Below are 16,080 nucleotides of genomic sequence, written 5' to 3' on the forward strand. Positions count from 1 at the left end.
CCGCCCTACGCTGCTCCCATGCCGGTCGCCACCCCCTACCTGCGCGTCGATCTCGAGCGGCTGCGGCGCAACGTCCGCGTCGTCGCCGAGCACGCCGCGCTGGCGGGCATCGTGCTCCGGCCGCACGTGAAGACGCACAAGTCGGTCGACATCGCCCGCCTCCAGCTCGCCTCCGGCGCCGCCGGCATCACGGTGGCGACCGTCGCCGAGGCCGAGGTCTTCGTGCGGGGCGGCTGCGAGGACGTCTTCATCGCCTACCCCCTCTGGCTGGACGCCGCCCGCGCGGCCCGGGTGCGCGATCTGGCCGAGGTCGCGCGCGTCGCGATCGGCGTCGACTCCGTCGAGGGCGCCGCGACCGCCGGCCGCCTGCTGGGGGGCAGCAGCGTCGAGGTCGTCGTCGAAGTCGACTCGGGGCACCACCGCACCGGCGTCCTCCCGGCGGACGCCGGTCGGGTCGCGCTCGCCGCCCGGCGCGCCGGACTGCATCCGCGGGGCGCCTTCACCTTCCCCGGCCACAGCTACTCCCCCGGCGCCGGCTCGTCCGCCGCGACCGCCGAGCGCGACGCCCTCGAGGCCGCGGCCGCGTCGATCACGGCGGCCGGGCTCGCCGTCGAGGTGCTCTCGGGCGGCTCGACCCCGAGCCTGGTAGCCGCCCTCGGCACCAGCGCCGTCGCCGCCAGCGGCATCACCCGCGAGATGCGGCCCGGGGTCTATGTCTTCGGCGATGCCCAGCAGTGGGAGCTCGGCGTCGTCGAGCCCGGCGACATCGCGCTGACCTGCCGCTCGACGGTCGTCAGCCATGCCGGCGGGCGGATGGTGCTCGACGCCGGCAGCAAGGTGCTCGGCGCCGACCGGGCGCCCTACGCCAGCGGGTTCGGGCGACTCCTCACCGACCCGGACGCGCGGATCGTCATGCTCGCCGAGCATCACGCCGTGGTGGAGACCGACGCGACGCTGCCGCCCCTCGGCAGCCAGGTCGACGTCGTGCCCAACCACGTGTGCACCGCGGTCAACCTGGCCGACGACCTGTGGGTGGAGGAGGCCGGTGGACTGCGCCCGTGGCCCGTCTCCGCACGCGGCGCGAACCACTGACCGCGCAGCGCTCCGCCGTCCGCCAGCCCTGAGAAGGCTCTGAGAAGCACCGGGCGCCCGTTCGTCCCGCAGGCGCCTCGCCTACGATCGGGGCCATGTCGACCCCCATCCGTCCCCTGCGCCGCACCGCGGCCGGCGGCGCCGTCCTGCTGTCCCTCTGCGCGTTGAGCCTCACCGCCTGCGGCGACGACGGCGACACCAGCGCGACGGACGACACGACGCCCTCTGCCTCCGCCACCTCCCCGAGCGCGAGCGACACCGGCGCCGCGGCGTCCGGCACCACCTGCGACTACGTCGCCGGCGGCGACGCCGCCCGCAAGGTCGACCTCCCGCCGAGCACGCCCGACGTCAGCGGCCAGGTGCCGGCGACCATCGCGACCAACATCGGCGATCTCGAGGTCACCCTGGACGCCGACGCCACCCCGTGCACGGTCAACTCCTTCGTCTCCCTGGCCAAGCAGGGCTACTTCGACAAGACCACCTGCCACCGGCTGACCACCGCGCCGTCCGGCATCTACGTGCTCCAGTGCGGCGACCCGCTCGGCACCGGCTACGGCGGCCCCGGCTACACCATCCCCGACGAGTTCACCGGCGAGGAGACCTACGGACCGGGCGTGCTCGCGATGGCGAACACCGGCGCCCCGAACTCCGGCGGCTCGCAGTTCTTCATCGTCTACCAGGACTCCCCGCTGCCGCCGCAGTACACGGTCTTCGGCACCCTCGACAAGGCGTCGCTCGCCGCGGTGACCAAGGACGCCGAGGCGGGCGCCGACAACAGCAACGGCCCCGGCGACGGCAAGCCCGTCAAGGGCGTCGACATCACCTCGGTCACCGTCGGCTGAGCGAGCCGACCCGCACCCGACCAACCACCGGTACCGCAGACCGTCCGGCTCACCGGGTCTCGCGGCTCGTCGCCAGCGCTCCTCGCACCTCGACCACCGGTAGCAGCCTCAGAGCCCGAACCGCGCACCGGTGAGCTGGACCGACACCTCCCAGGTGCGTCGGGCGAAGTCCGGATCGGTCGCGGCACGGGAGCGACCCACCGCGGTCGGCCAGCCTCGCAGCTCGCCGGGGCCGTCGGGCCCGATGTAGGTGTTGCCCGGCACGTCCATCGTGGCGGCGTAGACCAGCGGAAGGGCTCCCTGCCAGGGCGGCATGCTCACCAGCGGGTGGCCGAAGGCGCCGATGCGGCGCATCAGCCCGTTGCCGGCCCCCTGCGTGATGGCCGAGCGGGTCGAGCCGGGGTGCGCGCCGACCGCCCGCACCCGCGAACCCGCGGCCGTGAGGCGCCGCTGCAACTCGGCGAGGAAGTGCAGGTTCGCCAGCTTCGAGGCCCCGTACGCGCCGTAGGGGCGGTAGCCGCGCCGCGACCAGTCCAGGTCGTCGAGGTCGAGGTCGGCACCGCGATGCGACTGGGAGCTCACGACGACCACGCGGTCGGTGATCCGGGGCAGCAGCAGCGCGGTGAGCAGCACGTGGCCGAGGTGGTTGGTCGCGAACTGGTCGTCGGTGCCCCAGGCGCTCACCCGGTATGCCGTCGCCATCACGCCGGCGTTGTCGACCAGCACGTCGACGCGATCGAGGTCGAGCCCGTCGGCGAAGGCCGCGATCGAATCGGGGTCGGCGACATCGAGGCGGCGGACGTCGAGCAGGTGCCGGGGTGCGCGCATGGCATCGGCGACCCGGCGTCCCTTCTCCACGTCGCGGACGGCGAGCACCACGTGCGCTCCGCGGTGGGCGAGGATCTCGGTCGTCGCCGCCCCGACCCCGGCACTGGCGCCGGTGACGACGACGACGCGCCCGTCCTGGCGGGGGACGTCGACCCACGGCCCGCTGCGCGGGCGCCGCAGCCCGCTCAGGACGCCGTCCCCCGGTACCGCACCGGCTCGCCGAGGGTGACCGTGCGTCCGACGGTGCACAGACGGGACTCGATCTGCTCGAGCGTGCGTGGCACGACCGCGCGAGCCGCGTCGCCGGCCTCCCCCTCGGGGAACGCGACGTCGAAGGTGACGGTCAGGTCGACGAGGTGGGAGCCCTGCTCGTCGCGGATCTTGTGGCCGGTGACCCGGGCGTCGAGCCGGGTGAAGGGCGCCCGCTTGCCGGCGATCAGCTCCAGGTCGATCGCCCCGCAACCCGCCAGGGCCGCCAGCAGCAGCTCGACCGGGGTGAAGTCGGGGTCGTCGCCGCCGCCGATCGGCAGGACGCCGCCGCGGGCGTTGGTGGCCTTGTACCGCTCGGGGCCGATCTTGGTCAGGTCGACGGTGCGCAGGGTCTCCTCGGTGGACATGACGCGAGCCTAGTGACGCAGGCTCGGGTGGCGGGACGCCGACGGGCCGGCCCGGGAACTCCCGGACCGGCCCGACCGGTGCTAGGTGGTCGCGATCAGTGGCGCGGGACCGACACGACGCCGCCGCCGGTGCTGTGGAGGGAGCCGGGCCGACCGTTCGGACCGACGATCTCGATGTCCTTCTCGCCGACGACGACCGTGGTCAGCGGGTCGAGCTTGCTCTGGGACTTCTTGATCGAGAGCTCCTTGCCGTTGAACCGGGCCCGGACGCCGATCTGGTCGTTGCGCAGCGCCCGCTCGAGCTCGGTCTGCGCATCGGCGATCGAGGTGAGCGAGTAGGAGTCGAGGTAGTCGTTGAGACCACCGACGATCGACACCGAGCCGCCCCGGAGCTTGCCCGTGGGGATGGCGAGGCCGAACTCCTGGTAGGACAGCGTGCCGTCGGGGGCCTTGAGCACGGCCCGCAGCGCCACGGTGCGACCCGGCTTCGCGACCACGGGGGCCTTGCGCGTGACCGCGACCCACCCCGACGCCGTCTTCCGCTCCACACCGGTGAGCTTCAGCGTGGTGTGCTCGCGGGTGATGTCGGAGGTGATCGCGACCTCGTCGACCGTCACGCCCGGCAGGCTCGAGACCGCGTAGACGAAGTCGGCGAGCTCGAAGACCGAGGCGAAGGTGATGTCGGAGTTGTCGACGTAGGTGTCGGCCCACTGGAGCGTGAACGGCGTGCCGTTCTCGGTGCCGGTGATCTCCCACGTCTGGTTCTCCCGGCCGGCACCGATGGTGTCGAAGACGCGGTCGTGGTTGGCCAGGAACTCGTTGAAGGTCGCGGCGGCCAGCGCGTCGGGCACGTAGACGTCGGTGGTGCCGGTGCGCGACTTGCCGCCCGCGGTCACGCTCGAGGAGACCACCGCGGCGTCCGGTGCCGTGCCGAGCGCCCCGCTGATGCCGGTGCGTCGGTCCTGGTCGATGACGCCGGCCGGGGCACCGATGTTGGCGACCTTGAAGGGCGAGCCGAGCGAATCGGCCTGCACGTAGAGGGCGTCGGCCGGGTGCAGGCCGAGCGTGGTCTCGCCGAGGTTGTTGAACGGGTGGCCGAAGGCGACGATGCGGCCGTTGCACACCGAGGTGACCGTGCCGACGCCGGCGAAGCTGACGTCGCCGTAGGCCGCGGACGCCGCGACGTTGCCGCCGGCGACGATGCTGGAGGCGTCGACCGCCGCGGTGCCGGCGCGTCCGGTGGCGTAGCTGACGCCGCGGTTCCACGGCTCGTCGACACCGGCCAACTGGCGGGCGCGGTTGCTGCTCAGACCGGTGACGCTCATCGGGATCGGCAGCTGGGTGAAGCCCTGCGCGGCCTGGTCGCGGGAGACGTCGCTCGCGGCGGCGATGCGGGCCGCCTGGGTGCGGTCGACCGTCACCTTCGCCGCCGGCGTGCCGGTCAGGTAGTCGTCCATGTCGGAGAACGGGGTGACGCCCGCGATCGGGGACGGACCGTAGGCCAGGCCGTAGGCGACGGCGCCGATGAGCTTGCCGTCCTTGTAGACCGGGGAGCCGGACATGCCCTGCCAGATGCCGCCGGCGTCCTGGAGGGCCGCGGAGTCGAACTTGATCATGATCATGTCGATGCCGGGCGCGATGCCGTCCTTCAAGGTGCCGATCACCGTGCCGCTGAACGGCTCGGGGGTGGTGCCCTTGCTGACGGTGAGCCCGGTGACGGCGTCGTCGCGCTGCAGGGTGCTGACGTCGTAGGCCGGCGTGCAGTCGCCGGTGGGTCCGGCTCCGCGGGCGGGCAACCCGGTGACGGCGGCCGAGGCGAGCGCGAGGCCGATGGCCCCGCTGGTGATGGCCGCCGTGCGGCGGACCCGAGATGTGTGCGTCATCGACATGACTTCCTCCCAGGGGCGGGGTGCCCCTCTCCGTAGTGCATTCCACCAGGCAGACGCGCTGGAGGGCCATCGGGTTGCCCGGCGGCGTGTCCCGGTGTGGACCACCCACCCCGGGGGCTGTCGGCGGCGTGCGCGGCACCGCGTAGGTTCGAGCCCGTGAACCCGTCGGCACCCGACCTGCCCCTGCGCCACGACGAGGCCATCGCCCGTGCCGCGCTCCTCGACGTCCTGGGCTACGACCTGGACCTGGACCTCACCACGGGCGCGGAGACCTTCCTGTCGCGCACCGTGCTGCGGTTCCGGGGCAAGGCCGCCGGTCGCACCTTCGTCGATCTCAAGCCGGTCTCGGTCGCCTCCATCACCCTCGACGGCAGCGAGGTCGACGTCGACCTCCTCGACCGCGGGCGTCTCCCGCTCGACGTCACCGAGGGCGAGCACGAACTCGTCGTCCGGTCGGTGATGCGCTACCGCAACGACGGCGAGGGCCTGCACCGCTCCGTCGACCCGGCCGACGGACGGCACTACGTGTACGGCATGAGCTTCATGGACGCCGCCCCGAGCGTCTTCGCCTGCTTCGACCAGCCCGACCTGAAGGCGCCGTACACGGTGCGGGTGCACGCGCCCCAGGACTGGATCGTGCGCGGCAACGGTCGCGCCGAGGAGGTCGAGCCTGGCGTGTGGCAGCTGGCCACGACGCCCCCGCTCGCGACCTACTTCGTCACCGTGGTCGCCGGGCCCTACCACCTCGTCGGCACCGAGCACGACGGCATCGCGCTGAGCCTGTCGGCCAAGCAGAGCCTCACCGGCCGGCTGGAGGAGCAGGCCGAGGACATCCTGCGCGTCACCGGGCAGAGCTTCGACGAACTGCACCGGCTCTTCGGCGTCCGCTACGCCTTCGGCGACTACCACCAGGCGTTCGTGCCGGAGTTCAACGCCGGCGCGATGGAGAACCCGGGCTGCGTGACGATCCGCGACACCCTCGTCTTCTCCGGACGCCCCTCGCGCGCCGAGCTCGTGTGGCGGGCCGCCCTCATCGCCCACGAGATGGCCCACCAGTGGTTCGGCGACCTGGTCACCCCGCGCTGGTGGGACGACCTGTGGCTCAACGAGTCGTTCGCCGAGTACCTCGGCAACCGGGTCGCGGCCGAGGCCACCGAGTTCTCCGACGCCTGGGTCGAGGTGGCCTACGGACGCCGGCAGTGGGGCCTCACCGCCGACCTGCGCACCAGCACCCACCCGGTCGCCGGCAACGGCGCCGTCGACGCGCCGTCCGCCCTCCAGGACTTCGACGGCATCTCGTACGCGAAGGGCTCCTCGATCCTCGCCCAGCTCGACGCGACCCTGGGCGACGAGGCGTTCTTCGGCGGCGTGCGCACCCTCTTCGAGCAGCGCCGCTTCGGCACGATCGAGCTCGCCGACGTCGTCGCGGCCTGGGAGCAGGCCTCCGGCCGCGACCTCGGTGCGACGGTGCAGCAGTGGCTGCGCACGAGCGGTCCCGACGTCCTCGAGCTCGACCGGGGCGCGGGCGTGCTGCGCCGCACCCCGCCTGCGCACGATCCGCAGGCCGACCGCCCGCACCGCTTCACGATCGCCCGCGCCACGGGCGCCGGCTGGCGATTCGAGGACGTCGTCCTCGACAGCCCGCAAGCGCCGCTGGAGATCGGCGCCGACGACGTCGTGGTGCTCGACCCGCGCTTCGACACGTGGGCCTCGACCCTGATCGACGACACCTCCGTGCGCGGCCTGGTCGACCTCCTGCCCGGCGTGGAGGACGAGCTGCTGCGGGCGGCGGTGTGGAACAACGTGCGCAGCTCGGTGCACCAGGGACGCCTCGACCCGGCCCTGGCCGTCGACCTCGCCGAGGCGAGCTTCCCCGTCGAGGACACCGGCGCCACCGGTCGGCGCACGCTGGCATGGGTGCTGGAGTGGTTGCTGCCGCTGGCGCCCGCAGGATCTCGGGAGCGCCTGCACCGCGCCGTCCGCACGATCCTGGACGCCGCCGAGCCCGGGTCGGAGCGTCAGCTGTCGGCCTTCCGGGCGGCGGTCGCGACAGCGACCGACGCTGCCGACCTGCGCGGCTGGCTGACCGCAGCGCCGGCGGGCATCGCGATCGACACCGAGCAGCGCTGGAAGCTGCTGGTGCGGCTGGCCACGCTCGGCGCCGTCGAGGTCGCCGAGCTCGATGCCGCTCTGGAGGCCGAGCGCACCGACGCGGCCGTCGTCGAGCACACGCGGGCTCGCGCCTCGCTGCCGACGGCGGAGGCCAAGGAGTACGCGTGGGCCCGGTTCACCGGCGCCGTCGAGGTGCCGAACTACGAGCTCGAGGCCGCCGGTCTCGGCATGTGGCGCGGCGGCCAGGAGTCCGTCACCGATCCCTATGTCGAGCGGTACTTCGCCGAGCTGCCCGCGACCGCCGCGGTGCGCAGCGGATGGGTGCTCGCGCTCGCCGCCGAGCAGTTCTTCCCGGCGTCCTCGGTCACCCCGGCGACGCTCGCCCTGGCCGAGCGGCTGCGCGACGACCCGGAGCTGCCCGGCCCGCTGCGGCGGCGGGTCTCCGATGCGGTCGACGACCTCGCACGCCGGCTGATGATCCTCCAGCGGTACCCGCGGTGAGCCCGGGCGCCGACCGGCGTCCCGGCCCAACCGTGCGGGTGCGGGTCGAGGAGCACCTCCCCGAACGGGTCTCCCGCCACGAGGATCGGGTGATCACCGAGGAGCCCCTGGAGATCCGCCTCGCCTGGCCGGGGGCTCCCGCCCATCGCGTGTGGGTCACGATGCGCACCCCCGGTCACGACTTCGAGCTCGCCGCGGGCTGGATGGTGCACGAGGGGGTCGCCGGCCCGGGCCACCTCTCCCCCTCCGGCACGGCGGCGATCTCCGGTGTCGCCTACTGCACCGACGCGACGCTCACGCCCGAGCAGGAGTTCAACGTCGTCACGGTGACCCTCGACGCGGTGCCGGTGCACCCGCCCGGCGCGCGGCACGACGCCGCCTCCGCGGGCTCCTCGGCCTGCGGGGTGTGCGGTGCGGACAGCATCGAGGCGGTGCTCGGACGCCATCCGGGGGCTGAAGGATCCACATCCGCCTCCGATCGCGGCGGCGAGCTCGACGGGGCGTTCGTCCGGAGCCTGCCCGACCTGCTGCGGCCGCACCAGCCGCTCTTCGACCGCACCGGCGGGGTCCATGCCGCGGCGCTCGTCACCCTCGACGGCGAGGTCCTCGTCGTGCGCGAGGACGTCGGGCGTCACAACGCCGTCGACAAGGTCACCGGTGCCCGCGTGCTGGCCGCCGAGCCCACAGCCGGCACCGTGTTGGTGGTGAGCGGACGGGCCGGCTTCGAGCTGGTGCAGAAGGCGATCGCCGCGGGCACCCGGGCCCTGGTCGCGGTCGGGGCGCCGACGAGCCTGTCGGTGCGCCTGGCGCGCGAATCCGGGCTCGGCCTCTACGGATTCGCCCGCGCCGACCGGGTCGTGCGCTACTGCTGAGGAGCCTCCCGGCGTGGGCTCGCCGGCTTTGTCGGTGCTCCCGCCTAGGTTCGTCCCATGCGCCTCCTCCACACCTCCGACTGGCACCTGGGCCGGTCGTTCCACCGTGAGGGGATGCTCGGCCACCAGGCCGCCTACATCGACCACCTGCTCGAGGTCGTCGAGAGCGAACGGGTCGACCTCGTCGTCGTCGCCGGCGACATCTACGACCGCGCCCTGCCGCCGGTCGACGCCGTCCGGCTGGCCGACGAGACCCTCGTGCGCCTGGCCCGCTCGCGGGCCCGCGTCGTCCTCACCAGCGGCAACCACGACTCCGCCCAGCGGCTCGGGTTCAGCTCGCGGCTCATCGACGAGGCCGGCGTCCACCTGCGCACCGACGTCGCCGCGGTCGGCACGCCGGTTCTCCTCGACGACGAGCACGGGCCGGTCGCCGTCTACGGCATCCCCTACCTCGACCCGGAGTCGGTGGCGGGTCCGTGGCAGCTGCCGGCGCGGTCCCACCAGGCGGCGCTCGGCGCGGCGATGGGCCGGGTGCGCGACGATCTCGCCGGCCGGCCCGGAGCGCGGTCCATCGTGCTCGCCCATGCGTTCGTCGGCGGCGGCGCCCTCGACCCGACCCCCTCGGACTCCGAGCGCGACATCAGCGTCGGCGGTGTCAGCCTGGTGTCGTCGGCGCTCTTCGAAGGCATCGACTACACCGCGCTCGGCCACCTGCACGGGCGCCACGTGCTGGGGGAATCGATCCGGTACAGCGGCTCCCCGCTGGCCTACTCCTTCTCCGAGGCCGACCACCGCAAGGGGGCGTGGCTCGTCGACCTCGGCCCGAGCGGGGTCGCCGCGGCCGAGTTCATCGAGGCACCGGTCCCCCGCCCGCTCGCCCGGCTGCGCGGCGGCCTCGAGGAGCTGTTGGCCGACCCCGCGCTCGCGGCCCACGAGGCCAGCTGGGTGCAGGTCACCCTCACCGACGACACCCGTCCGCGACAGGCGATGGAGCGGTTGCGTCGACGCTTCCCGCACACGCTGGTGCTCACCTTCGAGCACCAGGCGCCCACGGTCGGCGTCCTGCCGGCCACGCGCTCCCAGGGGCGCACCGACCACGACATCGCCCTCGACTTCCTGCGCACCCTGCGCGGTGCCGAGCCGCCCGCCGACGAGGCCTCGCTGCTGCGCCTGGCGGTCGACGCCTGCTGCGACGACCCCGAGGTCGACACACTCTTCTCGCTGGAGGAGCTCGCCTGATGCGCCTCCACCACCTGAGCATCACGGCCTTCGGTCCGTTCGCCGACACCGTCGACCTCGATCTCGACCACGTGTCGGGCGCCGGGCTCTTCCTGCTCTCCGGAGCCACCGGGGCCGGCAAGACGAGCATCCTCGACGCGATCTGCTTCGCGCTCTACGGCGACGTCCCCGGCGATCGCGCCACCGCGAAGCGACTGCGGTGCGACCAGGCCGCGCCGTCCGTGCGGCCGCGGGTCGAGCTCGACTGCACCCTGGGCGGGCGCCGCTTCCGGATCGTGCGGACGCCGTCGTGGGAACGGCCGAAGAAGCGCGGCACCGGCATGACCACCGAGCAGGCGTCGGTGAGTGTCAGCGAACACCTCGCCGGCGACTGGTCGCCGTTGACGACCCGGCTCGACGAGGCCGGCGACCTCATCGCCGGCCTGCTGGGCATGAACCTCGGCCAGTTCACCCAGGTGGCCCTCCTTCCGCAGGGCCGTTTCCAGGCGTTCCTGCGCGCGCGGGCCGACGAGCGCCACGCCCTGCTGCAACGCCTCTTCCGCACCGGGCGGTTCGAGGACGTCGAGAAGTGGCTGCGCGAACGACGCCTCACCCTCGGGCGCCGCAGCGCCGAGGCCATGCAGGAGATCTCCGTGCTGGTGGGCCGCATCAGCGAGGCCGCCGACGAGCCGCTTCCGCCGACCGTCGACGACGACCTCACCGAGGTGCTCCTCGACGGCAGCCTGCGCGACTGGGTCCACGAGCGGCGGGCGGCGGCGGCCGCCGGGCTGCACGCCGTCACCGATCTGGTGGCAGGAACGGCCGCGGCCGAGGCGAGCTCCCGCGAGCGGACCGACCGGGTGCGGCAGCGGGTCGAGGCGGCCCGCGAGGTCGTCGCGGCGCGTTGTGCGGAGGCCACCCTGGTCGCCCGCGCCGAGCACATCGCCGACCTGGTCGAGCGCATCCGCGCGGCGCGCCGCGCCGCACCCGTGGTGCCGATGCTCCAGCGAGCCGAGGCCGATCGCCGCACGGCCGACCACGCCCTGCGGGAGGCGCGATCGCAGGTGCGCCTGCTCGCCGACGCTCCCGACGGCGCCGAGCCGACCGGTCTCGAGCACGAGCTCGCCGACGGCGTCTCCGAGCCCCTCCTGGTGGAGATCGACGACCGTCGGCGGGCGCTGGCCGACCGGCTGGCCGGCGTCCGCGCCGCCCTCCCCCGCCACGAGGCGCGGCGCACGCTCGCCGACGACCTGCGATCGCTCGAGGAGCGCATCGCGGCCGCGGTGCACACCGAGCAGATCCAGCGGCACCGCGAGGAGGCGATGCCCGCGCTCCTGGCCGACGCCGAGGCGCAGGTCGCGACCGCGCGCGAGGCCGGGGCGCAGGTCGCCGTCCTGCAGGTCCGCCACGACGAGCTCGCGGCCGTCGTCGCCGCCGGTGCCGAGCTGGCACTCCTCCGGCCCCAGGTGCAGGAGGCCACCGACGCGTGGCTGGCGGCGCGGGAGGCCGCCGCCACCGCCCACGAGACCCTGCTGGCGCTCCGGGAGGCGCGCATCGCCGGGATGGCCGCCGAGCTCGCCGGCGCGCTGGTCGTCGGGCACTCCTGCCCGGTCTGCGGCTCGCACGAGCACCCGGCGAAGGCCACGCCCGCGCCCGACGCCTCCGACGCCTCCGCCGAGCGGGCGGCGCAACGCCGGGTCGACGACGCGAAGAACGACGAGCACCTGCGGCATCTGCGGCTCAGCGAACTCCAGCAGCGGGTCGCCAGCCTCGAGGCCACGGTCGGCGACCGCGACGTGACCGCCGCCCGCGCCGAGTGCGCCGAACTCGCCGCCGCCCTGCCGAAGGCACGCACGCTGGCCGACACCCTGCCCGCCGCCGAGGACGCGCTCGCCGCCCTCCGGGCCGACCGCGACGCCCTCGCCGGCCATCTCTCGGTGCTGCGCACCGAGATCGCCGCCCTCACCGCCTCGCGTGGGGCCCGCGCCGAGGAGGCCGCACGCCTCGACGCCGAGGTCGCCGGCCTGCTGGCCGATCTCCCCGACGACACGCTGCCCGCCGCGGAGCGGCGATTGGCGTCCGCGGTGGAGCGGCACGAGGCAGCCGTCGCAGCCCTCCGCACGGCCCGCGACCGTGCCGCCGAGGCCGCGGCGAGCGCCGCGCACGTCGAGCGCCTGTTGGCCGAGACCGGGTTCTGCGACGAGGCGGCGGTGCGCGAGGTCGCCGCACCCGGCGACGTCCTGATCGCCTGGGAGGCCGAGCAGATCGCGCACCAGCGCGAGACCGACCGGGTCCACGAGATCGTCGAGCGGCTGGGGCAGGAGCATCCCGACCTCGCCGCGGCGAGCGATCCCGACGCGGCGCAGGTCGCCCTGGCCGAGGCCGAGACCGCGCTCGCCGAGAGCACCGCGGCGCACACGGCCGCTCTCGACGCGCTCGGACGCGCCCGTGAGGAGGCCGGTCGAGCCACCGCACGGTGCGGCCGGCTGGTCGAGCTGGTCGCCCGCTTCGACGAGGAGCTGGCCTCGTGGGTCCCGCTGCACCACGACCACGACCGCACGACCCGCCTCTCGGCTTTCGTCGAGGGCAAGTCGGCCGACAACCGTCTGCAGATGCGGCTCTCGGCCTACGTGCTGGCCTACCGGCTGGCCCAGGTCGTCGACGCCGCCAACGAGCGGCTGCACGCGATGACCGATCACCGCTACCGGCTCGAGCACACCGCCGAGCGCGGCAACCGGGAGTCCCGAGGCGGCCTGGGTCTGCTGGTCCGCGACGACTGGTCGGGTGAGGCCCGCGACCCCGCCACGCTCTCGGGCGGCGAGACGTTCGTCGTCTCCCTGGCCCTGGCGCTCGGTCTCGCCGACGTCATCGCGCACGAGGTCGGCGGTGCCGCCATCGACACGCTCTTCGTCGACGAGGGGTTCGGCTCGCTCGACGCCGACACCCTCGACGACGTCATGGACACCCTCGATGCCCTGCGCGACGGCGGTCGCGTGGTCGGGGTGGTGAGCCACGTCGCGGAGATGCGCTCGCGCATCCCGACCCAGATCGTCGTCACCAAGGCGCGGTCCGGATCCACCGCGGAGGTGAGGGTCGGCAAGACCTTCGCCGCGATGGCATAGGTTCGACCCATGCCCGCCCGCGAACCGGATCCGGCCTTCGTCCAGCTGCCCCTGCGCCTCCTCGCCGATGCCGCCCTCATCCGGGCCCGCGAGCTCGGCGCGAGTCACGCCGACCTCCGCGTCGAGCGCATCCGCTACCAGAACATCCGGGTACGTGACACCCACGTGCAGGGCGTCTCCGACTCCGAGGACCTCGGCCTCGCCGTCCGGGTCGTGCACCGCGGGTCGTGGGGATTCGCCGCCGGCATGGCGTTGACCCCCGAGAGTGCCGCTGCGCTGGCCGAGCAGGCCGTCGCCGTGGCGCAGGTCGCGGCCGCGATGACCGCCCGGCCCGTCGTCCTGGCCGACGAGCCGGTGCACGCCGACGCCACCTGGGTCTCCGCGTACGAGATCGACCCGTGGTCGGTGCCGGTGGCCGAGAAGACCGGCGTCCTGCTCGACTGGACGACGCGCCTGCTCGCCTCCGACGCCGTCGAGCACGCCACCGCCTCGCTCCAGCAGGTGCACGAGTGCACCTTCTACGCCGACCTCGCCGGCACCACGACCACGCAACAGCGCATCCGGCTCCAGCCGGCGTTCGAGGCGATGGGCAGCCACGGCGACCTGTTCGACTCGATGGCCTCGATCGCCCCTCCGGTGGGCCGCGGGTGGGAGTACGTGGCCGGCGGGCCGGGCGCCTGGGACTGGGACGCCGAGCTCGCCGAGGTGCCCGACCTGCTCGCCGAGAAGCTGCGCGCACCGAGTGTCGAGGCCGGCCGCTACGACCTGGTGATCGATCCCTCGAACCTGTGGCTCACCATCCACGAGTCGATCGGCCACGCCACCGAGCTCGACCGGGCGCTGGGATACGAGGCGAACTACGCGGGCACCTCCTTCGCGACCCCCGACAAGCTCGGCTCGCTCCAGTACGGCACGCCGCTCATGCACGTCACCGGCGACCGCACGGTCGAGCACGGCCTGGCCACGATCGGGTACGACCACGAGGGCGTGGCGACGACCTCCTGGGACATCGTGCGCGACGGCGTCCTCGTCGGCTACCAGCTCGACCGTCCGATGGCGGCCCTGATGCCGGAGATCTCCGGTGGCCGCTCGAACGGGTGCGCCTACGCCGACTCGCCCTCCCACATCCCGATCCAGCGGATGGCCAACGTCAGCCTCCAGCCCGACCCCGCCGGCGGCTCGACGGCCGACCTGATCCGCGGCGTCGACGACGGCATCTACATCGTCGGCGACCGCTCGTGGTCGATCGACATGCAGCGCTTCAACTTCCAGTTCACCGGCCAGCGCTTCCTGCGCATCCGCGACGGCGAGATCGTCGGCCAGGTGCGTGACGTCGCCTACCAGGCCACCACCACCGACTTCTGGGGCTCCATGGACGCCGTCGGCGGCCCGGAGACGTGGGTGCTGGGCGGCGCCTTCAACTGCGGCAAGGCCCAGCCCGGCCAGGTCGCAGCCGTCAGTCATGGATGTCCGAGCGCCCGCTTCCGCGACGTCCGGATCCTCAACACGACGCAGGAGGCGGGTCGATGACCGCGGCCGGCACCCCCACCCCGCAGCAGCTCGCCGAGCTGGCCCTGGCCGCGAGCGCCGCCGACGACTGCGTGGTCATCGTGCGCGACACGACCACCGCGAACCTGCGGTGGGCGAACAACACCTTGACCACCAACGGCGTCGCCCACCGCGTCGGCGTCTCGGTGGTCTCGTTCGTGCGCGGTGCCGACGGCGTGCGGGTCGGCTCGGTGAGTGCGAGCACCGCCGAGGCCGACGGCGTCCGCAGGCTGGTGGCCGAGGCCGACGCGGCCGCGCGGGCGGCCTCGCCCGCTCCCGACGCGGCCGAGCTGACCGCCGACCGCGTCTCCCCCGACTGGGACGCCGCCCCCGGCGCCACCGACATCCACGTCTACGACGCCTTCGCCCCCGCGCTGGGCGAGGCCTTCTCCCGGGCCACGGCGGGCCGTCGGGTGCTCTACGGCTTCGTGAACCATGAGGTCACCACCACCTACCTGGCCTCCAGCACGGGTCTGCGGCTGCGGCACGAACAGCCCACGGGGCACTACGCCTGCACCGGCAAGCCCGACGACCTCTCCCAGTCGGCCTGGGTCGGCGGGGCCACCCGCGACTTCGCCGGCGTCGACGCGCTGGCCCTCGACGCCGAACTCGGACGGCGGCTCGACTGGGGCCGCCGGCGCGTCGACCTCCCGGCCGGGCGTTACGACACGATCCTGCCGCCCGGCTCCGTTGCCGACCTGCTCATCGACGCCTACTGGTACGCCGGGGCCCTCGACGCCCACGACGGGCAGTCGGCGTTCAGCCGACCGGGCGGCGGCACCCGCATCGGCGAGCGCATCGCGCGGCCGGGCACCCGGCTGCTCTCCGACCCCGCCCATCCGGGCCTGGCGTGCGCGCCGTTCACCGCCACCGCGGCGTCGTCGAACACGACCTCGGTCTTCGACAACGGTCTCCCCCTGGACCGTACGACCTGGATCGACGACGGCGTGCTGACCGGTCTCGTCCAGACCCGCCACTCCGCCGGCCTCACCGGTCAGCCCACCACTCCCTACGTCGACAACCTCGTGCTCGAGGTCGAGGGCGCCGACGGCGATCTCGACGACCTGGTGCGCGGTGTCGAGCGCGGCCTGCTGGTCACCTGTCTCTGGTACATCCGCGTCGTCGATGCGCAGAGCCTGCTGCTGACCGGCCTCACCCGCGACGGCGTGTACCTCGTCGAGGACGGCGAGATCACCGGCATGGTCAACAACTTCAGGTTCAACGAGAGCCCGATCGACCTGCTCCAGCGCTTCAGCCACGCCTCGGCCACCGTGCCGAGCTTCAGCCGCGAGTGGGGCGACGACTACTTCAGCCGCACCGCCACCCCGGCCCTGCGCATCCCCGACTTCAACATGTCGAGCGTGTCGCAGGCCCTCTGACGACCGATGGTCGAGGTGCGAGCACAGCGAGCCCTGCCGGTGGTTGAGGTGCGAGCGAAG

General features: G+C 73.8%; 11 protein-coding genes. 8 read left to right on the forward strand and 3 right to left on the reverse strand.

The features are described from left to right. Positions 1 to 18: 18 nt before the first annotated feature. Positions 19 to 1,092 carry an alanine racemase gene (locus tag ABD671_RS18280; RefSeq protein WP_344734882.1) on the forward strand — a complete coding sequence of 358 codons (1,074 nt, stop codon included), beginning with the start codon at positions 19 to 21 and terminating at the stop codon, positions 1,090 to 1,092. A gap of 95 nt (positions 1,093 to 1,187) precedes the next feature. After that, positions 1,188 to 1,934, forward strand: coding sequence for a peptidylprolyl isomerase (locus ABD671_RS18285; RefSeq protein WP_344734883.1), 747 nt, complete (start codon positions 1,188 to 1,190; stop codon positions 1,932 to 1,934). 108 nt (positions 1,935 to 2,042) lie between these two features. Here ABD671_RS18285 and ABD671_RS18290 read toward each other — a convergent pair whose 3' ends face one another. The 3 genes from ABD671_RS18290 to ABD671_RS18300 all read right to left on the reverse strand — a co-directional run bounded on the left by ABD671_RS18290 (position 2,043) and on the right by ABD671_RS18300 (position 5,262). After that, complete coding sequence (locus ABD671_RS18290; RefSeq protein ID WP_344734884.1) at positions 2,043 to 3,011, reverse strand: oxidoreductase; 969 nt, start codon at positions 3,009 to 3,011, stop codon at positions 2,043 to 2,045. Next, positions 2,948 to 3,379, reverse strand: a complete 432-nt coding sequence (locus ABD671_RS18295) for an OsmC family protein (protein WP_344734885.1) — start codon at positions 3,377 to 3,379, stop codon at positions 2,948 to 2,950. The genes ABD671_RS18290 and ABD671_RS18295 overlap by 64 nt, the downstream gene beginning before the upstream one ends. Before the next feature lie 95 nt (positions 3,380 to 3,474). Beyond that, a complete protein-coding gene (locus tag ABD671_RS18300; protein WP_344734886.1) occupies positions 3,475 to 5,262 on the reverse strand; it encodes a SpoIVB peptidase S55 domain-containing protein in 1,788 nt (595 codons plus the stop codon). A gap of 162 nt (positions 5,263 to 5,424) precedes the next feature. On the opposite strand from ABD671_RS18300, the gene pepN reads away from it, so the two are divergent. The 6 genes from pepN to ABD671_RS18330 are packed head-to-tail and all read left to right on the forward strand — an operon-like array spanning position 5,425 to position 16,020. Next, positions 5,425 to 7,881 (forward strand): aminopeptidase N, encoded by a 2,457-nt coding sequence (pepN, locus tag ABD671_RS18305; RefSeq protein ID WP_344734887.1) that lies wholly within the window; start codon positions 5,425 to 5,427, stop codon positions 7,879 to 7,881. After that, entirely contained in the window at positions 7,878 to 8,753 is an 876-nt protein-coding gene (locus tag ABD671_RS18310; protein WP_344734888.1) for a formate dehydrogenase accessory sulfurtransferase FdhD, read from the forward strand. The genes pepN and ABD671_RS18310 overlap by 4 nt, the downstream gene beginning before the upstream one ends. A 57-nt stretch (positions 8,754 to 8,810) precedes the next feature. After that, the gene (locus ABD671_RS18315) at positions 8,811 to 9,992 is read left to right on the forward strand and encodes an exonuclease SbcCD subunit D (protein WP_344734889.1); all 1,182 of its coding nucleotides are present in this window, start codon (positions 8,811 to 8,813) and stop codon (positions 9,990 to 9,992) included. Then, the gene (locus tag ABD671_RS18320; RefSeq protein WP_344734890.1) at positions 9,992 to 13,093 is read left to right on the forward strand and encodes an AAA family ATPase; all 3,102 of its coding nucleotides are present in this window, start codon (positions 9,992 to 9,994) and stop codon (positions 13,091 to 13,093) included. The genes ABD671_RS18315 and ABD671_RS18320 overlap by 1 nt, the downstream gene beginning before the upstream one ends. A gap of 9 nt (positions 13,094 to 13,102) precedes the next feature. After that, entirely contained in the window at positions 13,103 to 14,623 is a 1,521-nt protein-coding gene (locus ABD671_RS18325) for a TldD/PmbA family protein (protein ID WP_344734891.1), read from the forward strand. Then, positions 14,620 to 16,020 carry a metallopeptidase TldD-related protein gene (locus tag ABD671_RS18330; protein WP_344734892.1) on the forward strand — a complete coding sequence of 467 codons (1,401 nt, stop codon included), beginning with the start codon at positions 14,620 to 14,622 and terminating at the stop codon, positions 16,018 to 16,020. The genes ABD671_RS18325 and ABD671_RS18330 overlap by 4 nt, the downstream gene beginning before the upstream one ends. Positions 16,021 to 16,080: the final 60 nt, after the last annotated feature.

The organism is Nocardioides fonticola, assembly GCF_039536805.1.
GTDB classification, from domain to species: domain Bacteria; phylum Actinomycetota; class Actinomycetes; order Propionibacteriales; family Nocardioidaceae; genus Nocardioides; species Nocardioides fonticola.

Excerpts from the sequence above, each read along its gene's own strand:
- ABD671_RS18280 (WP_344734882.1), top strand. The coding sequence starts at position 19 with ATGCCGGTCGCCACCCCCTACCTGCGCGTCGATCTCGAGCGGCTGCGG.
- ABD671_RS18285 (WP_344734883.1), top strand. The coding sequence starts at position 1,188 with ATGTCGACCCCCATCCGTCCCCTGCGCCGCACCGCGGCCGGCGGCGCC.
- ABD671_RS18295 (WP_344734885.1), bottom strand. The coding sequence starts at position 3,379 with ATGTCCACCGAGGAGACCCTGCGCACCGTCGACCTGACCAAGATCGGC.
- ABD671_RS18300 (WP_344734886.1), bottom strand. The coding sequence starts at position 5,262 with ATGACGCACACATCTCGGGTCCGCCGCACGGCGGCCATCACCAGCGGG.
- ABD671_RS18315 (WP_344734889.1), top strand. The coding sequence starts at position 8,811 with ATGCGCCTCCTCCACACCTCCGACTGGCACCTGGGCCGGTCGTTCCAC.
- ABD671_RS18320 (WP_344734890.1), top strand. The coding sequence starts at position 9,992 with ATGCGCCTCCACCACCTGAGCATCACGGCCTTCGGTCCGTTCGCCGAC.
- ABD671_RS18325 (WP_344734891.1), top strand. The coding sequence starts at position 13,103 with ATGCCCGCCCGCGAACCGGATCCGGCCTTCGTCCAGCTGCCCCTGCGC.
- ABD671_RS18330 (WP_344734892.1), top strand. The coding sequence starts at position 14,620 with ATGACCGCGGCCGGCACCCCCACCCCGCAGCAGCTCGCCGAGCTGGCC.